This window comes from Streptosporangium sp. NPDC000239 (assembly GCF_040300765.1).
GTDB lineage: Bacteria > Actinomycetota > Actinomycetes > Streptosporangiales > Streptosporangiaceae > Streptosporangium.
In genome coordinates, this window is record NZ_JBEPEI010000005.1 from 169,103 (window position 1) to 186,320 (window position 17,218).

Annotated in this window: 22 protein-coding genes and 1 pseudogene; 7 read left to right on the plus strand and 16 right to left on the minus strand. The window is 66.7% G+C overall.

Going from position 1 to position 17,218, the window contains the following annotated elements; genetic code table 11:
- Positions 1-30: 30 nt before the first annotated feature.
- The 10 genes from ABT340_RS15820 to ABT340_RS15865 form a co-directional block, all read right to left on the minus strand.
- Entirely contained in the window at positions 31-465 is a 435-nt protein-coding gene (locus ABT340_RS15820) for a phage tail termination protein (protein WP_352011458.1), read from the minus strand.
- Positions 462-758 (minus strand): DUF5403 family protein, encoded by a 297-nt coding sequence (locus ABT340_RS15825; protein ID WP_352011459.1) that lies wholly within the window; start codon positions 756-758, stop codon positions 462-464. Before ABT340_RS15825 ends, ABT340_RS15820 begins: the two co-directional genes overlap by 4 nt.
- Positions 755-1,123 carry a hypothetical protein gene (locus ABT340_RS15830; protein ID WP_352011460.1) on the minus strand — a complete coding sequence of 123 codons (369 nt, stop codon included), beginning with the start codon at positions 1,121-1,123 and terminating at the stop codon, positions 755-757. Before ABT340_RS15830 ends, ABT340_RS15825 begins: the two co-directional genes overlap by 4 nt.
- Positions 1,120-1,503: a hypothetical protein gene (locus tag ABT340_RS15835; protein WP_352011461.1), complete on the minus strand. Its 384-nt coding sequence runs from the start codon at positions 1,501-1,503 to the stop codon at positions 1,120-1,122. Before ABT340_RS15835 ends, ABT340_RS15830 begins: the two co-directional genes overlap by 4 nt.
- Before the next feature lie 69 nt (positions 1,504-1,572).
- Positions 1,573-2,589: a phage major capsid protein gene (locus tag ABT340_RS15840; protein ID WP_352011462.1), complete on the minus strand. Its 1,017-nt coding sequence runs from the start codon at positions 2,587-2,589 to the stop codon at positions 1,573-1,575.
- 70 nt (positions 2,590-2,659) lie between these two features.
- Entirely contained in the window at positions 2,660-3,250 is a 591-nt protein-coding gene (locus ABT340_RS15845; RefSeq protein WP_352011463.1) for a hypothetical protein, read from the minus strand.
- A gap of 86 nt (positions 3,251-3,336) precedes the next feature.
- Positions 3,337-4,839: a phage portal protein gene (locus tag ABT340_RS15850; RefSeq protein ID WP_352011464.1), complete on the minus strand. Its 1,503-nt coding sequence runs from the start codon at positions 4,837-4,839 to the stop codon at positions 3,337-3,339.
- Positions 4,840-4,917: 78 nt separating this feature from the next.
- Positions 4,918-6,513 carry a terminase large subunit domain-containing protein gene (locus tag ABT340_RS15855; RefSeq protein ID WP_352011465.1) on the minus strand — a complete coding sequence of 532 codons (1,596 nt, stop codon included), beginning with the start codon at positions 6,511-6,513 and terminating at the stop codon, positions 4,918-4,920.
- A gap of 444 nt (positions 6,514-6,957) precedes the next feature.
- A complete protein-coding gene (locus ABT340_RS15860) occupies positions 6,958-7,389 on the minus strand; it encodes a phage terminase small subunit (protein WP_502992509.1) in 432 nt (143 codons plus the stop codon).
- Complete coding sequence (locus ABT340_RS15865) at positions 7,389-7,574, minus strand: hypothetical protein (RefSeq protein ID WP_352011467.1); 186 nt, start codon at positions 7,572-7,574, stop codon at positions 7,389-7,391. Before ABT340_RS15865 ends, ABT340_RS15860 begins: the two co-directional genes overlap by 1 nt.
- A gap of 162 nt (positions 7,575-7,736) precedes the next feature.
- On the opposite strand from ABT340_RS15865, the gene ABT340_RS15870 reads away from it, so the two are divergent.
- Positions 7,737-8,054: a hypothetical protein gene (locus ABT340_RS15870; protein WP_352011468.1), complete on the plus strand. Its 318-nt coding sequence runs from the start codon at positions 7,737-7,739 to the stop codon at positions 8,052-8,054.
- A gap of 6 nt (positions 8,055-8,060) precedes the next feature.
- Here ABT340_RS15870 and ABT340_RS15875 read toward each other — a convergent pair whose 3' ends face one another.
- The 3 genes from ABT340_RS15875 to ABT340_RS15885 form a co-directional block, all read right to left on the minus strand.
- Positions 8,061-8,324, minus strand: coding sequence for a hypothetical protein (locus ABT340_RS15875; protein ID WP_352011469.1), 264 nt, complete (start codon positions 8,322-8,324; stop codon positions 8,061-8,063).
- A complete protein-coding gene (locus ABT340_RS15880; RefSeq protein ID WP_352011470.1) occupies positions 8,321-8,572 on the minus strand; it encodes an HNH endonuclease in 252 nt (83 codons plus the stop codon). Before ABT340_RS15880 ends, ABT340_RS15875 begins: the two co-directional genes overlap by 4 nt.
- A gap of 406 nt (positions 8,573-8,978) precedes the next feature.
- Entirely contained in the window at positions 8,979-10,208 is a 1,230-nt protein-coding gene (locus ABT340_RS15885; protein WP_352011471.1) for a tyrosine-type recombinase/integrase, read from the minus strand.
- Between the two features lie 157 nt (positions 10,209-10,365).
- Between ABT340_RS15885 and ABT340_RS15890 the strand changes: the two genes are divergently transcribed.
- A complete protein-coding gene (locus ABT340_RS15890; RefSeq protein WP_352011472.1) occupies positions 10,366-11,640 on the plus strand; it encodes a hypothetical protein in 1,275 nt (424 codons plus the stop codon).
- 60 nt (positions 11,641-11,700) lie between these two features.
- Positions 11,701-13,284: a Na+/H+ antiporter gene (locus ABT340_RS15895; RefSeq protein WP_352011473.1), complete on the plus strand. Its 1,584-nt coding sequence runs from the start codon at positions 11,701-11,703 to the stop codon at positions 13,282-13,284.
- 9 nt (positions 13,285-13,293) lie between these two features.
- Here ABT340_RS15895 and ABT340_RS15900 read toward each other — a convergent pair whose 3' ends face one another.
- Positions 13,294-13,551: a ubiquitin carboxyl-terminal hydrolase 14 gene (locus tag ABT340_RS15900; protein WP_352011474.1), complete on the minus strand. Its 258-nt coding sequence runs from the start codon at positions 13,549-13,551 to the stop codon at positions 13,294-13,296.
- 231 nt (positions 13,552-13,782) lie between these two features.
- Between ABT340_RS15900 and ABT340_RS15905 the strand changes: the two genes are divergently transcribed.
- The 4 genes from ABT340_RS15905 to ABT340_RS15920 all read left to right on the plus strand — a co-directional run bounded on the left by ABT340_RS15905 (position 13,783) and on the right by ABT340_RS15920 (position 15,748).
- Positions 13,783-14,184, plus strand: coding sequence for a DUF8711 family protein (locus ABT340_RS15905; RefSeq protein ID WP_352011475.1), 402 nt, complete (start codon positions 13,783-13,785; stop codon positions 14,182-14,184).
- 88 nt (positions 14,185-14,272) lie between these two features.
- Positions 14,273-14,614, plus strand: a complete 342-nt coding sequence (locus tag ABT340_RS15910; protein WP_352011476.1) for a YidH family protein — start codon at positions 14,273-14,275, stop codon at positions 14,612-14,614.
- Positions 14,611-14,934, plus strand: coding sequence for a DUF202 domain-containing protein (locus ABT340_RS15915; protein WP_352011477.1), 324 nt, complete (start codon positions 14,611-14,613; stop codon positions 14,932-14,934). Before ABT340_RS15910 ends, ABT340_RS15915 begins: the two co-directional genes overlap by 4 nt.
- A gap of 91 nt (positions 14,935-15,025) precedes the next feature.
- Positions 15,026-15,748, plus strand: a complete 723-nt coding sequence (locus ABT340_RS15920) for a hypothetical protein (protein ID WP_352011478.1) — start codon at positions 15,026-15,028, stop codon at positions 15,746-15,748.
- 126 nt (positions 15,749-15,874) lie between these two features.
- Here the strand turns inward: ABT340_RS15920 and ABT340_RS15925 are convergent, their stop codons facing one another.
- Positions 15,875-16,459 carry an aggregation-promoting factor C-terminal-like domain-containing protein gene (locus tag ABT340_RS15925; RefSeq protein WP_352011479.1) on the minus strand — a complete coding sequence of 195 codons (585 nt, stop codon included), beginning with the start codon at positions 16,457-16,459 and terminating at the stop codon, positions 15,875-15,877.
- 323 nt (positions 16,460-16,782) lie between these two features.
- Positions 16,783-17,064 (minus strand): annotated as a pseudogene (locus tag ABT340_RS15930) (aggregation-promoting factor C-terminal-like domain-containing protein); the annotation flags it as partial.
- Positions 17,065-17,218: the final 154 nt, after the last annotated feature.

Here is a 17,218-nt window from a genome sequence, read left to right on the forward strand (position 1 = left end):
GCAGGGGGAGGAAGAAGAAAGAAGAGGTGGTTAGCGCAGCGCCCGGACGGAGATCTGGTACGTCCCCTGGAACATGTAGGCGTCGCCGTGCTTGGAGGACAGGCCGTCGTACATCAGCGACGGCGCGTTGACCTCGCGGAATCCGAAGAGATAGCCCGCCTCGGTGGGGGTCACGTAGCGGAACCCCTCACGGCTGGCGTGGTTCATCGAGGTCCCAGCCGTACGAGCCAGGCGCGAAGCCTCTCCGCGCTGGCTGGCGAACGCCTCGATCTCGAAGTAACACACGGCCCACAAGTGGGGTCGGCGGGAAGCCCCGCCGCCTGTGGCACGCACGACGAGGAAGTCCTGCTTGTACCACTCCTTGGGGGCCTGGCTGTAGATGCGGGTGAGGCCCTGCGAGGTCAGCTCAGGCATGTAGTGGGCTAGGGCCGAGATGATGGCCTTCTCCGGGTCGGGGATCGTCATCCCATCTCCCCGATAGTTCTTTCAATCACTTGGGAGCCGGGGATGTCCCGGTTCGCCCAGGTGTTGAAGTGGCCGAAGTTGTAGCCGATGGCGCCTTCGTCGGACATGCCGAAGAAGGCGTCCTTGTCTCCCAGCGACTCGGCGCGCACGCTGCGCGCCATGGCCCCGGTGTGGTTGTGGATGTTCTTTCTCAGCAGCTTCGCGCCGCGCTGGGCGGTCGCGACGACTTCGTCATGCACACCGGGCAGGCCCGCTACGATCTCGGCGATCCGGGGGTTGATCCAGATGCTCATGCGGCGTCCCCCTTCAGCTCGACCAGGACGGTGACGAAGGACGCGCGCCGGGTGACCCACCGCCTGGGGGCCTGCACGACCGTCCAGATCTGGTCCTGCACCTCGACCTGCGACCACTGGTCCAGCTCGACGAGCTTGGGAGTCCACTTGATGACGAGTGTGACGCGGGCGGTGTCAGCCCATCCCTGCGAGGCGAACCGCATGTTGGCCGCCCAACCCGCCCCGGCAAAGCCGGTAGGCAAGACAAACCCCTTGACCTCGAAGAAAGAGGTGGAGGGGACAGGGCTGGTGGTGCCGCCGTAGCCGTCCGGCACCCACTCCGTCTTGAAGACCTTGATGGTCTCCGGGGCTTTGTCGAGGATCACGGAGTCTCCTCCTCGACGGGGTCAGGGATGAAGCGACTGACGATCCGAACCGAGCCCAGACCCGAGCGCCACCGGAAGGGCCGCAACGCATCCTTGGTGTCCTTCGACAGCGCGACCACCGCGCCGCCGTAGGCGTAGCTCGTGGACAGGTCGCCCACTCTGTCGCTGGCCACTCCGGGATCCGTGTTGAGATACCGAACGACTTCAAGACAAGCGACCGCCTTGACGGCGGCCGGGGGAGTGGATGCGGCGAAGGAGCGCCCGAGGAACGCTTCCACAAGCGCGGTCACATCGCCGATGAAGGAGTTGACCTGGTCCAGCCGTTCGTCCTCGTACACCTGCCCGGTGCGTGCCTCGATGTCGGCGACCGACATCAGCATGGGGGGCTCCAATCGAGCAGAGAAAAACCCCCGACCTCACTCAGGCCGGGGGCTTACGAAGGGCTGGGATCAGGGAGCGGCGGGGGTGGCGACGACCAGCTCCTGCGGAGCGATGACCTTGGCGTCGTAGTGGACTCTGGCCTTGACGGCGTCGGTGAACTTCGCCTCAGGCTTGTAGTTGTCCATGTCCACGTGCGGGATGACCGCAGCGACGCTGCCCGCGGTGCCGAGGATCATGTCCACGGACTGGGCCGCCGCATGGGTCGGACCAACCAGGGCCTGCTTGCCCTTGCGGGTCACCCGCTTGCCGACAGTGTTGGAGACGATGACGGGAACACCCAGGACGGTGCCGATGAAGCCCTTCACCATGATGGGCTCGCCACCCCAGTGCGAGGCGTCCATGAATTCCTTGAGCTTCAAGATCTCGGCCTTCACCGAGGTGCCGATGACCAGGTACCGCTCGCCCTCGCTGTTGACGTCGTCCAACAGAGCGATCATGTCCACGAGCTGGTTGTACCGGGCGGCGGTGCCGGTGCCCAGCGGGACCGACTCGACCAGGCCGTGCAGCGGGGAAGTACCGCCGTCCGAGTTGGCGTCCTTGCCCAGGCCAGAGTTTGCGGCGGTCTCGATCGAGCCCTGAACGATGGCAGTGGCCACCAGGGCGTCGAGCGCCAGAGCGGTTCGACGAGCCCGCTGGCGGACCAGCTCCTCCATGAGGGAAATGCCCTGCTTGGTCTGGAGCTGGTGCAGGTTGTCCACCTCGAAGTGGAAGGACGAACCCTTGGCGACCTGCATCTTGACGTACTCCAGCTCCGCCTTGTCGGCCGAGCCGATGGAGCCGTACGCCGGGACAACGCCCTTGTCCACGACGGTGTCGCGGAAGTGGGGGATGCGGAGAACGTCGCCCTCACGCCGGAACTCCCCCTCGTACGTCGAGGTGCCGAAGAGGTTGCCGAGGACCAGCTTGTCTTCGGTGTCGGTCAGGAGCTGGGCACTCCACAGCTCGGGGATGAAGACACCGGCCGTGCCGTTGGTGAGACGAGCACCGCCGTCCTTGTAGAGGCCGTCAGTGAAAGAGGTAGCCAATGGGGGAAGTCCTTAGTTCTGGGCATACGAAAGGCCCCCGGCGTTCAGCCGAGGGCCCGGTATGCGGGGGTTAGTTTTCGCCGCGCATCAGCGCGTCCAGGCGGCCGGCTTTGCGGGCCTGTGCGATCTCGCGAGGAGACATGCCGCGCAGGTCGTTGCGGGTGAGCTGGCCTGCGGAGCTGGAGCCCTGCGGGCCGATGCCGAGCCCCTGGGCGAACTTGGGCCCCTTCGGAGGGGCGAACTGAGACGCGACCTGGGCGACGAAGTCACCGATCGCCTGGGTGTTGACGTCGCCATCGGCGACGAACTTGGAGACGTCGAGCGCTCCCATGACAGGCGTGAGATCCACGCCGGCCTTGGCGGCTGCCGCCTCCAACTTGTCCTGCGCACGCTGCGTCGCGATGGACTCCAGGGCCTCACGACGGCCCAGCTCCTTGGCCTCAGCGACCGAGCGTTCCGCGTCGGTCATGTTGGCCTTGTTCAGCTTCTCCAGCTCAGCGGAAGCCTTCTTCCAGTTGGTCTCGTGCAGCCTGGAGAAATGCATCCACTTCTCGGCCTCGACCCTCCAGTCCTTCTCGCCCTCGTTACCAACCTGCTGATTGGAGGCAGGTGAAGCCGGGGGAGTGTTCTGGTCGGTCGGCTGAGTCTGGTTGTCGTCCATCGGGTCCTTCTCCATGTCGGATTGGGGAATGCGAAAGAGCCCGTCGCCATGTCGGCTCGGGCTGGCGTGCGTGCTGTGGGGATGGGTTAAGCGGCCTTCTTCTGCCGCTCGACCGAAGCGACCTTGTCCTGAGGCGTCTTCGGCTTGGCCTCACCGCGAGCAGAGCGCAGCGGCTGACCGGGCTTGCCGGGCTGTCCGGGCTGCTGACCGTCCGGGCCGAGCATGTCGCTCAGGCCGTACTTCTCAGCCAGTTCCTTGGCCCGCTTCATCTCCTCTTCGCGCATCGCGTCGAAACGGATGATCTGGGTCGGCGTGTAGCCGTACTCCTCTTGAAGCTGCTTGGTCGGAACGTCGAGTTCCTTCATCTTCAGCAAGGCATCCGCCAACTGGGCCTTGCTGCGGTACTCGGGGTCATCCCAGATGACTTCCGCGCTGTACGCCTTGGCCCTGGACATGTCGCCCTTGACCTCGAACGCCAGACGGAGAGCCTCCTCCCAGGACTCACCAAAGTGCAGCATCCTCTCGCGGGCCTTGGCCACGAGGCCGGCCTCAGCGGCGGTGATGCTCTCGCCGGACGGTGCTTGGCCGCCATTCAACAGAAAGTAATGAAATGGCACTCGGCTCTGGCTCGCCATGTGCTGGACCAGCATGTCGATCAAGGTCACGTAGTTGGACAGGTCCGCCGCCTCGAACTGCCCCCACTTGGCGTCGGGGCTGTCCAGCGTGAGGATGCGGTCGATGTAGGCCCGGATCATCTCCTGGCGAGCCGTCGCCAGCTCCTCATCGCTCGCGTCGTCGGGCGGCTGTTCGATACCTGCCAGGACCCTCTGCGGGAACGCCGCGAACTCCGAGGCCACCAGCGCGTCGGCCGCGACCTTGTTGATCGCGTCCTGGACGGGGATGATGGCCGCCAGCTCGCTGAACGGAGTCAGCTTCAGCCGGGTCCGGTTGACCAGCGGCACGACGGGGACCTTGCCGAGAGGGTTCTTCTCATAGCCCGGCTCTGACCACACCCTCCCGTCGCCTCTGGTGAGCAGCTCGGAGGTGTAGACGCCATCCGGTAGCCACAGCGTGGCGTGTTCGGTGCCCCAGTCGTCGGTGTACTGCTTCAGCGCGGCGGCGCGCTTGCGCCGACTACCCGGCTCGTACTGAACGACGACTTCCTCGGCGCTCTCAGGGGAGATCAGAGGCATGTCGTCCTCGTCGCCCCACACCACCAGGTGGGAGAGCCCGCCCATCAGGGCGTCGATGTGACCGGCGTTGCTTTCGGCATCGAGGCTGTTGTACTGCCAGATTTCGGTGGCGTCCTTATCCGCGGGCTCGTCCGGGCCCATGCGGAACCCCTGAATCCTCAGACGCTCACTGATCGAATCCACGATCAAGGGACAGAAGTTGTCCCTCCACCCGACGAACATCTGGCCGAAGATCTCGTTGAACTTCTCCTGCGCGTAGGACAGGACCTTGTTCTCGGAGTCGTAGTACGTGGCGTACTTACGAACCTCGGAACGCTGCCGGGACAGCTTCCCTTCGAGGTAAACGATCCATTCCAGAGGGGTTTGGGGACGGCCCCCGGTGTGGCCGAGGGCCATAATATCTACCAACCTCTTGTTTGAAGGCGTAAAAAGGCCCCCGGCGTCAGGCGCCAGGGGCCTCAGGTGGTGGGTGTGTTAGTAGGTGCGAAGGCGTGCTCGACGGCGCACCCTCATGCGTCCGTCAGCGATGGCCTCAGCCCTCGCCTCGTAGGCGAGGACCGCTGCAATTGCGATGTCGATCTTTTTCCGGGAGCGCTTCGACTCCTTGCGGATCAGCAGGCCCTGAGGGACCTCGTACGTGACCGCGTTGCCGATGTGCCTGGCCATGTCGGGGTTGCCGTCATGGCAGATCCCCTCAGCCAGGTGTGCGGCGGTATGGAACCGCTCGATCGCCTCGCACATCTGCTTGGCGCGAGCCGGGGAGAACTCGAAGACGATGTCCCTGCCGTCCCGGTCCCTCTCCTTGAAGTCCAAGGACCAGCTACCAACGACGTTCTGCCAGTAGCTCGGATCCGCGTACACCCACTCGACGCGGTAGGTCTCCTGCGCCTGGCGCATCCGCTTGTCCGCCAGCAGGGTGTCCACCTGCCACTCGCGGAGCGGGTCGTGTGGGTCCTCGTCCAGATGGATGAGGAACAACTTCCCATCCCTCAGCCGACACCCGACGATCGCCGTCGAGTCGGAGTACAACGAGCCGTCGAACCCCACGGCGATCTGGTCACCAGGCTTGATCGGGTCGTCGTCGCTGCGCAGACCGTCCCAGATGGGACGAGACATCCACGTGTCCGCTGACTCCTGGATCTTGTTCAGGTAGAAGCGGTACGCCTGGCTTCGCGTGGTCCTTGGGTCCTGGATCGCGTCGATCAGGCCCTGGATGTCCACCCAGTGACTGTCACCGTACGCCTGCCGCAGACCCAGCTCGACAGCTTCGATGTCCTTGAGGTCGATCTCGTCGCAGTCCGCCTCGACGCAGTCGTACAGCAGTCGGCCGTCCGGCTTCTTCTGGAACGCTTCGAAGCTTCGCTGCGCGATGGAGTCTTCGTTCGGATTGAACGCATTCGTGGACTCCACGATCCGGCTACCCGCACCGACCGTCTTGCGGACGTTACGGTCGAGCACCTCGAAGACGCTGACGCCGCCGTTGCTCGGCACCCAGTGGTGAGTCTCGTCAGCAACCACGAAGGTCGGGCGTGCGCCCTCCAGGCCCCGGCTGGAGCTGGTGACCGGCTCAATCCGACCAGGGCGACCGGAGCGGAATTGGATCTTTTCCTTACCGAGTTCAAGGTCGTATTCGAACTCCGCTGGCGAGTTCGCCAGCATGCCGCGAATCATGTCCCTGGTGTTCGCGGTCTGGTCAATGCTCGTCGCCGCGATCTGGATCAGCGGCAGGCCGACCCGCTTGCCGACTGGGAAGCCATTCTCGTCGAAGTGCGAGAACCTCGCGGGGCCGATGAACTCGATGATCGCCAAGGCGGCCAACACGGGGGTCTTGCCCCAGCCTTTCGACCGCCTCAGGCAGGCGGTGTCGTAGCGCCACTTGCCTTTGTCGGTGATCGCGTACAGCCAGAGGATGAAGCGCTTCTGCTCGGGCGTGAACTGCCACGGCTCACCAGCGTTCTCGCCATCCGGCTGAACCAGGTAGCGCTCGCCCCAGCGGAGGATCTGATAGCCGAGCGAGCGGGTTGGATGGGGGACTCCTTCGGGGAGGTTGCCACTTTGGATGGAAACCACCCCCCTTTTTTCCGCTCAGGGACGCATCATGGAGTTGTGTGGATAGAGCGCGTGCCGCCGCATTGGCATGACACTGAGGAAATCGACTTGTCGTCCCATGCCTCGTCGAGGATGGAGAGGCGCTATCTAAAGCGTCGTGAACGCCTGCTTGATGCCATCGAGCCGCTGATCTTTGTTGGGCCCTTACTGGGGGCGATGCTGGTAGGTAATGTGACCAGGTCGAGGGCACTCACCTTCGTCTCGCTCCTGCTGTTCCTGGCCGTTACTTTAGGAATCGTATGGTTCCTCCTATTGGCCAGTAGCCCGAAGCGCCGCCGACGCCGACCCACGATGAGGGAACGTCGGATCTGGTGGAAGGGCGTTGTCGTAGGAGCACTTGCTGGAGCAATTGTCAGCGCGCCCTACCAGATGTGGTTCGACTCACTCTTCAAATAACAGCTCACATCACGCACCGCCCAGCGCCCTGTAGAGGTCCATGTCGGCGACGTTCTCGGGGAGCTGGTCGGGCTTGTCAGAGCCCGGCTTGTCGGAGTCCTTCTTGTTCATCCGCAGGCGCATCCGGTCGGTGACCGTGGCGCCCAGCAAGGACTCGTTCTGCCTAATCTCGGCCAGCGCATTATGTCCTGGCCTGCGGTAATACGACTCCACGAGGGGCGCGAGCATCTGGAGCCGCTGCCAGTCGGTGGCCTTGAAGGACTCGGCCTGGTCGGACTCGGCCCAGGTGTCCCACCACCGCTGCGTGGCCACGCTGTAGCTGTCGCGCTTGAACAGCTTCCGCAGCTTGTCGGGGACACCCTCGTCACCTTCCAGATGGGAGAGGTCCACGACGTTCCGTCTGACAGCGTTCTCCTTGGGGGCAGGTCCGCGGCCGGCCATCACCCGCTCCGGGTGAACCGGTACCGGCCCCGAGCAGCTCGGTGCTCGAAGCCAGGAGGAAACTCGCCAGCGGCCAGACCAGGGACCTCGTTCATGATGACGAGGGCTGCCTGCACACCCTTGACCGCATTGGGCTTCTCAGCCGCCTTGGTGCGGTTGACCTGCTGCTGTTCTGCGTCTGCCATATGCGCCTACCTCCTGGGTAGAAGAAAGAAGTCGAGGCGCGCGGAACCCGCCCTCACACACGCCATGCCAGCGCCCACCGGCTCGAAGCTCGGTACTGCGCGGGCTACCCATCTCGCAGCTCACCGGGGGAAGTAGTGTAAGCGCACGCCGAAGACGTGACGATGGCGAGTCTCATCCGACTGCTGCGCTTCGCCCGCACACAGCGGGCGCTCGACGTGGCCATGCTGTACGAAGCCGGTGGGGTGCTGGATGAGGCCATCCGGGCTATCGCCGGGCTTGCCGACTACATGCGCTCACAAGTCGCAGTTCTGCCGGATCACTACTTCCTAAGGTCAGATGACCGACGTCCTGTTGAAGACCATTGGGACAATGCCCACTACCACCTGGAAGCGCTGGTGACCGCGCTCGGCTCAGCCTCCAACCGTGCCCGCCTGTACCACGGGGAGGTCTCCCACATCGGTGTCGAAGGCACCAAGTGAGGGGCCTTACTCGACCCTGAAGGTGTTGAAGCAGAAGAAGGTCTCGGTGCACTCCTCGCAGGGAGCGTCAGCGTCGTCCCAGCGGGGACACCCGAGTGCCTCGGTGTCGGAGGACTCCAGGTCCTCCTCGAACTCCTGGAAGTCCCCCTCGGGCCCCTCAGGGCCCCGCTCAACGAGCGAGTCGAACGACTCGTCCTCCTGGCCTCGCAGGAAGCATGGAGTTTCGCAGTAGCCGCAGAACCCGCCAGGGCCGCACTGTCCAGTGGTCATCGGTTACGGGCCCTTCCTCGGACGGCCTCTTCGGAGGACTTGGTTCGGTGACAGGCATCGCAGATGCAGGCCAGATTGGACAGGTCCCAGGAGCCTCCCTCGGAAACCGGGAGGACGTGGTCCACGATCCGACCGGGGCCGCCACAGACGTAGCAGCGCTCTCGGTCTCGGTGTCGGGCTCGTCGAATCAGGGTCGCGGCATTTCTAGGCCGCGTTCGATTCCGGGGGCTCGGCTTGGACCAGGGCACGTAGTGCTCTGGGCACCGTCCCTTGGTGGTGGCTACCTGTCGGCAGCCTGACTCCAAGCACTTCTGGGGTGCTCTAGGCAAGAGGTTCCACCTCCTGGAGTCGGAGACGTAAGGAGGTGTTGGAAGAAGTAAGAACCTCTATCTACTTGATCGGCCTCTAGGCCGATCCTTAGGAAGTTAGAAGAGGTTAGTAGAAACCCCTTCGGGGGTTTCTAACTGGAGGTTTAAGTAACCCCCTTACCCCCTACGAGGTTGGTCGGGGGCTGGAGCGCGCCTGCTTGGCTGCGCCGCTCCTCTGCCCCGTCCCACTTACCTATAGGGCGGACTTTCCGAGAAGGTCCAGAACGAGTTGAGGAGACAGGCTGCTGCCTGCCTCCCCTGTCTCACCTACGTATAGTGCGGACTTTTACGAAAGGTCCGGCTTCCAGTCCGGGAAGATTGCCGCCCGCACCATTGCCAGCCCCTCCCTGATCTCCTCTGGACTGCTCCGGCTGTACCGGCCGGTGGTGTCCTTGTCTGCGTGCCCTAGGACGTCCCTACGGACCTTCCTGGGGACCCCCAGACGCTCTGCGATGGTTGCCCATGACCTGCGAAGCCCGTGAGGCCCGATCGTCGGGAAGCTGTACTTCTTGCTGGCGTACCCGACTCGGCTGGTGATGGTGGTTGGCACCATGTGGATGCCCGGCGACCAGTCCCTGTTCTTGTGGTGCTTGCGCCGGGTGAAGACCCACCCCTGGGCATCCCACGTCTCGTAGCGGGCCTTCTCCAACAGTTGGTACTGCTGATGGCGTTGTAGGTACTCGACGACCATGTCATCGAGCAGGACCCACCGACGCTTGCCGCCCTTTGGGGTGCTCTCGAAGACGGTCTCACCTGTGTAGGTGATGTTGTCGCGTACCCGGGCCTTGCGAGTGTCCCAGCGGACCAACTCCCATTTCAGCCCGGCTGTCTCCCCGCGACGGGTAGCTTGCAGGGCATAGAAAAGCGCCATGGCCTGGTAGGGGTATACCTCCTCGTTCATCACAAAATGTCGAATCTGCTCGGGCTCCCAAACCGGTCCACGGCCAAACTGGTGGGAGAACCAGTCGTCGTCGTCCTCATCGTCCTCATCTGGGCCGTACAGGCGGATCAACCGGGAGGCCCCAGCAGACTTCACGGGGTTGCCGATGGTCTCAATGCCTGTATCGCGGGCCCAGGTGAACAGACTGGACAGGTTGGCAGCCGTGACCAGCATGGTGGACTGCCGGAGGTTGGTGCGCTTCACCAAGTCCCCGACAACCCAGTCATGGATGTGCTCGGCGTTGATCCTGCGCATTTCCTCATCTAGGAGATTGTCGGGCAACCTATTTCTCGTGCGCATGATGTCGGCCTGGGTGGTCTGCTTCAAGCCCGCTTTAGCAATTCGCCGATCGAAAACTTCTCGCAGTGCTATGCCGGAGCTAGGTGTACCGCTGAGGAGCTTTGCGTTCTCCTGCTTGAGCCACTCCTCTGCCTTCTCCCAGGAGTCGAAGGTCTCCCCAGGGCGTACAGTGTCACCCGTGTGAGGGTCCAGTCGAGGAGGCATCTGTGCGCGGTAGGAGATCTTCCCGCTCTTAAGCTCTCGCTCGGTTATAGTCCCCTTTAAGCGTTCTTCCATACGTACCCTTTGCCAGTAGGGCGGTGACTGAGAGTGACAGTCGAAGGCGTCGGACCCGGAAGGACTGCACCTCAGTTGCACCGCGTGGGTCGGCCCCACCCTGCTAAGTCCCTGATCGCGCTAGACGTAAGGGGCGGTTAGCTACATTATGTCCTCTATGTCGGAAGTTGTCCCCTTGCCGTCGTTCGGTGAGGTGTTCTTCGACGAGCGTGGCCAGGAGCGGGTGCTCCGGGTCACCTGGCACGAAGGCACCCTGGTGCTGAGCCTGTGGCGCGGCGAGATGTGCACCGCCAGTTTTCGCATGCCCATGAACGACGTCGGGCGCCTGGTCGACACCCTCGACGAGGGGTTCGTCGAGGCCGGGGGGCAGTACCCCGACGAGGTCGGCGAGACGACGGGGCAGGGCGGCTACCAGGACCCCAACGGGTTCCCCGGGACCGGGCAGTACGCCAGGCCGGCGCCTGAGGACTACGCGAGCCCGCCGCAGCAGTACACCGACCCCGCGGCCACCCAGGTGGTCCCCGCCGCCGAGGAACCGCGTCCCGCCGCGCTCAGCCCGACCGACGTGCTCGTCGCCAGAGGCGCCGTCCCGCCCGTCGAGCGCCCGCCCGCGGGATACGGTCCCGACGGTGTGGTGCCCCGGGAGAACATGATCGTCAACGACAGCCTGTCCTACGGTCAGCCCGCCGAGCAGGCCGGGCACGGCCAGGCGGAGCCGGTCTACCAGATGCCGGGCGACCTCTATCCGCCCCAGCAGCCCGCCGCCCCCTACGGCGGAGCGGCCCCGCAGGGGTACGGCGCGCAGCCCCAGGACCCGTACGGCGCGGCCAGGCAGTCCGATCCCTACGCCACGGCCCCCGCCCACCAGCTCGACCCCTACGGTGGCCCGGCCCAGCAGGCCGATCCCTACGCCGCCGCTCCCGCCCAGCAGCCCGACCCGTTCGCGCCGCAGAACCGCCCCGACCCGTACGGTGTCACGGCCCCCGCCCCGCTGCCCGCCGACCCCTACGCGTCCCAGGGCCCCGGACAGCGCTCCGGACAGCGTCCCGCCGACCCCTACGTCCAGGCGGGCACGACCGACCCCTCGGGCTTCCCGGCCCACTCCTACCCTCAGGCGCAGCCCGACCCCTACGGTTATCCGGCCCCGGCGCAGCCCGACCCCTACGCCTTCGGCGCCAGGCAGGCGGGCCATCCGGCGGACCTGAGAGACCTGTACGGCCCGCAGGGCTACCAGGAACAGCCGGTTTACCAGGAGCAGCAGACCTCCTACCAGGAGCCGCCCGCCTACCAGCAGGACGTCGACCCGTCCGACCCGCTGGGCATCTTCGGAGGCCAGCAGCAGGACAGGCGCTCGCGCTCACGCTCCCAGGAGTCGCCGCACTCGACCGGTGAGCGGCTGCGTCCGGAGCACGAGGAACGCCGCGACTGGTGACCTGACGGATCACCGAAGGGCCATCCCGTAGTCTGATCACCCGAACGGGTGAGGAGTGGGATGAACCAGGCGTCCGCCGTACAGCTTCTGGTCGTTCCGATCATCGCGATCGCGGTGGCGGCCGTGGCCAGGCGCAGGGGGTGGCCGTCGCCGCTGCTGCTGGTGTTCGCCGGGCTGGTGCTGTCGCCGTTCGTGCCCGGCTACCAGCTGGACCCCGAGCTGGTCCTGCTGGTCTTCCTGCCGCCCCTGCTCTACTCCGCGGCCATCGACAGCTCCTACATGCGTCTCAAGGCGGTACGGCGCCCGGTCGCGCTGCTCTCGATCGGGCTGGTGCTGTTCACCACGCTCGTCATCGGCTGGGTCGTCCACCTGCTCATGCCGTCGCTGCCGCTGGCCGCCGCCTTCGCGCTCGGCGCGATCGTGGCGCCGCCGGACGCGGTGGCCGCCGTCGCGGTCGCCCGCAGGCTCGGGCTGCCCCGCAAGGTGGTCACCATCCTGGTGGGGGAGAGCCTCTTCAACGACGCGACCGCGCTGACCGCCTACCGGGTGGCCGTCGCCGCCGCGCTCGGGGAGGGGATCAGCTGGCTGGACGCCGTGGGACGGTTCCTCTACGCGGCCGTCGGAGGCGTGGTCGTCGGGCTGGTGCTCGCCTGGTGCCTGGCCAGGGTCCTGCTGATGCTGCGGGACGCCCTGGTCGAGAACACCGTCATGCTGCTCATCCCGTTCGGCGTCTACCTCGCCGCGGAGGCCGTACACGTCTCCGGTGTGATCGCGGTGGTGATCGTCGGCCTCTACGTCGGTCATCGCATGCCCCGCGCGGGCTTCGGCACCCGCCTGCTGTCCGGCGCCGTCTGGCGGGTCGTCGACTTCTTCCTGGAGACGATCGTCTTCGCCCTGATCGGCCTGCAGCTGTGGCCGATCATGACGGAGCTGAGGGACGCCGACCCCTGGCTGCTCACCGGCATGGCGGTCGCGGTCTTCGCCGCCGCGGTGCTCTCCAGGGCCGTCTGGGTCGTGCCCAGCATCTACCTCCCCCGGGTGTTGTCGGCGGGGGTGCGCAGGAACGAGCCGAACGCGCCGTCGTGGCGCAACACGGTCGTCGTCAGCTGGGCGGGAATGCGCGGCGTCGTCTCACTCGCCGCCGCCTTCGCCATCCCGCCGGACTTCCCCGGGCGGCCGACGCTGCTCTTCCTCACCTTCGTCGTGGTGATCGGCACCCTGCTGATCCAGGGGTTGACGTTCCCCGCGCTGATCAGGCGGCTGCGGATCTCCAACGAGGAGGAGGTCTTCAACGACAACCTCACCGAGGCCGCGGCCCAGCAGGCGGCCGCCGCGGCCGAGCTGGCCCGCCTCGACGAGTTGGTCGCCGAGGGGATCGACGAGGTGCACCGGGAGGTCGTCGACCAGCTCAGGTCGCGGGCCGAGCGCCGCGCCCTCACCGCCTGGGAGCGCCTCGGCGGCGGCACGGGGCCGAGGGGTGAGGAGACGCCGAGCACCGTCTACCGGCGGCTGCGCAGGGAGATGCTCGCCGCGGGCCGCGAGGTGTTCGTGCGTCTGCGCGACGAGGGGCGTCTCGACGACGAGGTGCTCAACAGGGTCATGCACGAACTCGACTTCGAGGAGGCGACCCTGGAGCGGGACTGAGGGTTCCCCTCAGCCGAGGATGTCGTCGACGTAGCACCACCGCCAGCTCTCGCCGGGCTCGAAGGAGGCGACGACCGGGTGCCCCTCCTGGGCGAAGTGGGCGCTGGCGTGCTTGTTCGGCGAGGAGTCGCAGCAGCCGATGTGCCCACATGACAGGCATCTGCGCAGGTGGACCCAGCGGCTTCCGGTCGCGAGGCACTCCTCGCACCCCTCGGGAGTGCGGGGCGCCGGGTTCTGGGCCTGGGTGAGGTGGTCGCAGGTGGACATGGTTCCTCTCGGTGGATCGTCGTGCCGGCCGTACGGCCGGAGCCGTCGCGCGGCCCGGCCCGCGAACCCGCCCCTGCGAGATCCACGGACGGCACCGTGGCGGGCCAGTCCACTCTACTTACCCCCAGGACACCCCCAGGGGCGCGGGGACCGGGCATGGGGAGTCTCCATGGGGTGACAAGGCCGATACGGCGGCGCCTGCCCGGCCGGGCACTTGGGTAGGGTCGGGGCATGCGACCCCTTCCGCGACGAATTCCCGCCATCGCCGCCTCCGGGCTGGCCGCCGTCCTCCTTCTCTCCGGCTGCGCGGAGATCCAGCAGGTCTCGGACGGCGTCGACAAGGCCCAGCAGTGCGTGCAGGCCGCGGGCATCGTCACCGACACGGTGAAGAAGCTCGCCACCCTGGCCGACGACCCCGGCGCGGCGGAGAAGGCGCTGAACGACGGGGCCGCGAAGCTGGGAGAGCTGGCGGACAAGGCGTCCAACACCACGCTCAAGCAGGCCGCGGACGACGTCTCCGAGAGCCTGAAGAACCTGAACGTCACCGACGCGCAGAGCGCCGTCGACGCCGTGCAGAAGGCGGGCAACGACTCGGTGGCCTGGATCAGGAAGTTGACCGAAGCCTGCAGCTGAGAGGCGCTTTTCCTGCCGGAGAAAAGGGGAAGGCCTCCCGCATTCCCGGGTTCTCTATGGGAAATATGGTTGAACTAGCGTCGTCAATATGGACCTATCCAGGGACGAACCGGACCCCCGATTCACCCTCGCGAACGAACGCACGTTCCTCACCTGGCTCAGCACGTCGCTCGCCCTGAGCGCGGGCGGCGTCGCCATGGCCGCCGTCTCCGCCGACGTCTTCGTCCCGTGGATGAGGACCGTACTGGCGGTCACCCTGGTCTCGCTCTCGGCCCTGTGCGCCGCGATGGCCTACCCGCGCTGGCGCAGGGTGCAGCGTGCCCTGCGCCAGGCGGCGCCGCTGCCCGAACCCGCCATCGCCCCTCTCCTGGGGTACGGCGTCGCGGCCGTGGCCGTGCTCGCCATGGTTCTCATCCTCCTGGGCCGATGATCCCCATCTGGGACGAGGGGCTGCAGAACGAGCGGACCCGGCTGGCCTGGGTTCGCACCGCCGCGGTGCAGGCGGTCGGCGGCCTGGGGGCGGGCGGTGTCGCGCTGCGCGCCGGGGTGCCCCCGGCGGCCGTGACCCCCTTCTTCCTCTCCGCGGCCGCGGGCGCCCTCCTGCTGGCCCGCACCGGCGTCCGCTACCGGCGCGTGCAGCGCGCCCTGCACGAGGGCAGTCCCCTCGACGTCCGGGTGGACGCCCTCGTCGCCTGGCTCGGCACGATGGCCGCCGCTCTCGGGGCCGCCGTCTTCGTCGTCGTCAGATAGCCACGGCGTTCGGCGCGAATATCCGGCCGGTCGGCTGTTTCCGCCGCCTAAGTACTCCTGCTTCAAGGAAAATACGGCAGGATAGCGCAGCATGTCACGGTTCGATGATCTGCCTGGCTACGCCGCGTCGATCGCCCCGCTGATCGACGCCGTCCACCTCGGCGTCCTCATCGCGGGCAGGCCGCTCGGCCGGGAACTCGTCGAACGGTCAGGACTGCAGGCGGACCTGCTGGTCGATCTCCGGTACGTGCTCCCCGCCCGCCCGCTCACCCGGCGAGGGCTGGCCGCGCTCTACCGGTACAACCCGTTCGACGACAACGAGATCGGGGTCCAGCTCGCCCAGGGGACCCTCGTCACCGACCACGACGGCGCCCTGCGCGCCACCCCCAGGGCGCTGGCCTTCATCACGGAGCTGTACGGCCTGCACACGACGGTGACCGGGGAGATGTGGGCCGGGCACGCCGAACGGCTGCCCGAGCTGGCCGGTCTCGCCGGGCGGCTCGTCGAGGCCTCGGCGGACAGCGGTGGCGAGGCCTTCGCCCAGGCGGCGCCGCCGTACGAACCGGAGGGGACCTCAGAGGGGGTGCTGCTGTTCAACCGGCTGGCCGCGCTGCGTTACCACCGGGCCGACGCCCACGCCGCCGCGTGGGAGGAGGCCGGTCTCACCGCCACCCAGATCGTCGGCCTGTCCTCCGGCCCCTCCCGTGAGCGCATCGAGGAGGACACGAACCGCAGGGCCGCCGTGCCGTACGAGGTCCTGACCACCGCAGAACGGCAGTCACTCCTGCTGGGCCTGAGCGCCCTCGGTCACTAGGAACTGCCCGGGTGCCTGCTGGCCACTGGACACGGGGGCCGTACGGGGAGGTGAACGGGGTGGCGTCCGGGACCTGTGGGCCCCGGACGCCGGGGGAGTGTTCCCTTCCCCTGGACACTCCCCAGGTCAGTACCAGTTTCTTGACCGGAAATGACCCCACGCGCCGCACGGTGACCCGTAGCGGCTCTTGATGTAGCGCAGACCCCAGTGGATCTGCGTGACCGGATTCGACCGCCAGTCCCCGCCGACGCCCCTCATCTTCGAACCAGGCAGGGCCTGGGGGATGCCGTAGGCACCCGAAGAGGGGTTGTGCGCCTGGTGGTTCCAGTTGCTCTCCCTGGTCCAGAGACTGTCCAGGCACTGGAACTGGTCGCGAGACCACGAACGGCGCGCGACGAGGCGGAACGCGATCGCCTTGTTCCTGCTTTTCGATGTTCTGGCGGCCGTTCTGACCTTGGGCACGGTCCTGGTGACCCAGACGGCCCGGTGGACCCTCCTGACCTGAGGACTCACGGCCACGGCCGCGGCCTTCCCGGTCCGGGCGGCCTCCTCGGACGCCGCGGGGCCGCCGGCGGTGCCGGTCGCCTCGGTGGTACCGGCGTTCGCGGTCGTCGTGATGTCGTCGGCCCGTCCGATGGACGCCGAACCGACCACGGTCGAGGCGGCGATCATGCTCAGAACGGTGTTGCGCAGAACACGGTTTCTGTCCACTTTCATCCTTGTCCGCTGGCCGCGTGCGGGAAGGCGCGTGGAACCGGAGTCCCCCGCGCGCTCGACGATCCGGCACCCGTGGCTCGGGCGGGGACGCCCGCGTGGTCTCGCCGGCCCGTTTCCGGCATGAGACACCGCGACGTGTTTCCTAGGCGGCTTTCTAGTACGCCGGAGGAGCGGCGACGGGCGCCTGGGACACGTGCGGGGAAGGTGTTTGCCCGATCTTCGCGGCATGCGGGTGGTTCGGCGGTGATCACCTGACCGGCGGTGATCTGCCTGGAGACCGGCGGGAGACGAAAATCACCCCGCCTTGGGGTTTGGATCTAGTACCAGCCGTGGGAGCGGAAGTGCGCCCATGCCCCGCACGGCGAGCCGTAGCGTTGCCGGATGTAGCCGAGGCCCCATCTGATCTGTGTTCTGGGGTTGGTCCGCCAGTCCCGGCCCGCGTCGGCCATCTTCTTCCCGGGCAGTGCCTGGGGGATTCCGTACGCGCCGGAGGAGCGGTTGTGCGCCCTGTGGTTCCAGTTGCTCTCCCTTGTCCAGAGTCGCCGGAGACAGTCGAAGTTGGCGCGGCTCCAGCCCCTGGCGGCCACCATGGGCGCCGCGAGGGCCTGGTTGCCCCGCAACGCGGACGACGAGGCGGCCGCGGGGGAGACGTCGACGACCGTGGCGGTGGTGCTGACGGCGAGCGCCATGAGGCCCAGCGACAGGCTGGTACGGCGTGGCGTCGGCATAGGAAAGTGGCCTTTCGCCGGTTTC

Excerpts from the sequence above, each read along its gene's own strand:
- ABT340_RS15820 (WP_352011458.1), bottom strand. The coding sequence starts at position 465 with ATGACGATCCCCGACCCGGAGAAGGCCATCATCTCGGCCCTAGCCCAC.
- ABT340_RS15825 (WP_352011459.1), bottom strand. The coding sequence starts at position 758 with ATGAGCATCTGGATCAACCCCCGGATCGCCGAGATCGTAGCGGGCCTG.
- ABT340_RS15835 (WP_352011461.1), bottom strand. The coding sequence starts at position 1,503 with ATGCTGATGTCGGTCGCCGACATCGAGGCACGCACCGGGCAGGTGTAC.
- ABT340_RS15845 (WP_352011463.1), bottom strand. The coding sequence starts at position 3,250 with ATGGACGACAACCAGACTCAGCCGACCGACCAGAACACTCCCCCGGCT.
- ABT340_RS15850 (WP_352011464.1), bottom strand. The coding sequence starts at position 4,839 with ATGGCCCTCGGCCACACCGGGGGCCGTCCCCAAACCCCTCTGGAATGG.
- ABT340_RS15860 (WP_502992509.1), bottom strand. The coding sequence starts at position 7,389 with ATGGCCGGCCGCGGACCTGCCCCCAAGGAGAACGCTGTCAGACGGAAC.
- ABT340_RS15865 (WP_352011467.1), bottom strand. The coding sequence starts at position 7,574 with ATGGCAGACGCAGAACAGCAGCAGGTCAACCGCACCAAGGCGGCTGAG.
- ABT340_RS15870 (WP_352011468.1), top strand. The coding sequence starts at position 7,737 with ATGGCGAGTCTCATCCGACTGCTGCGCTTCGCCCGCACACAGCGGGCG.
- ABT340_RS15875 (WP_352011469.1), bottom strand. The coding sequence starts at position 8,324 with ATGACCACTGGACAGTGCGGCCCTGGCGGGTTCTGCGGCTACTGCGAA.
- ABT340_RS15885 (WP_352011471.1), bottom strand. The coding sequence starts at position 10,208 with ATGGAAGAACGCTTAAAGGGGACTATAACCGAGCGAGAGCTTAAGAGC.
- ABT340_RS15890 (WP_352011472.1), top strand. The coding sequence starts at position 10,366 with ATGTCGGAAGTTGTCCCCTTGCCGTCGTTCGGTGAGGTGTTCTTCGAC.
- ABT340_RS15895 (WP_352011473.1), top strand. The coding sequence starts at position 11,701 with ATGAACCAGGCGTCCGCCGTACAGCTTCTGGTCGTTCCGATCATCGCG.
- ABT340_RS15900 (WP_352011474.1), bottom strand. The coding sequence starts at position 13,551 with ATGTCCACCTGCGACCACCTCACCCAGGCCCAGAACCCGGCGCCCCGC.
- ABT340_RS15905 (WP_352011475.1), top strand. The coding sequence starts at position 13,783 with ATGCGACCCCTTCCGCGACGAATTCCCGCCATCGCCGCCTCCGGGCTG.
- ABT340_RS15910 (WP_352011476.1), top strand. The coding sequence starts at position 14,273 with ATGGACCTATCCAGGGACGAACCGGACCCCCGATTCACCCTCGCGAAC.
- ABT340_RS15915 (WP_352011477.1), top strand. The coding sequence starts at position 14,611 with ATGATCCCCATCTGGGACGAGGGGCTGCAGAACGAGCGGACCCGGCTG.
- ABT340_RS15920 (WP_352011478.1), top strand. The coding sequence starts at position 15,026 with ATGTCACGGTTCGATGATCTGCCTGGCTACGCCGCGTCGATCGCCCCG.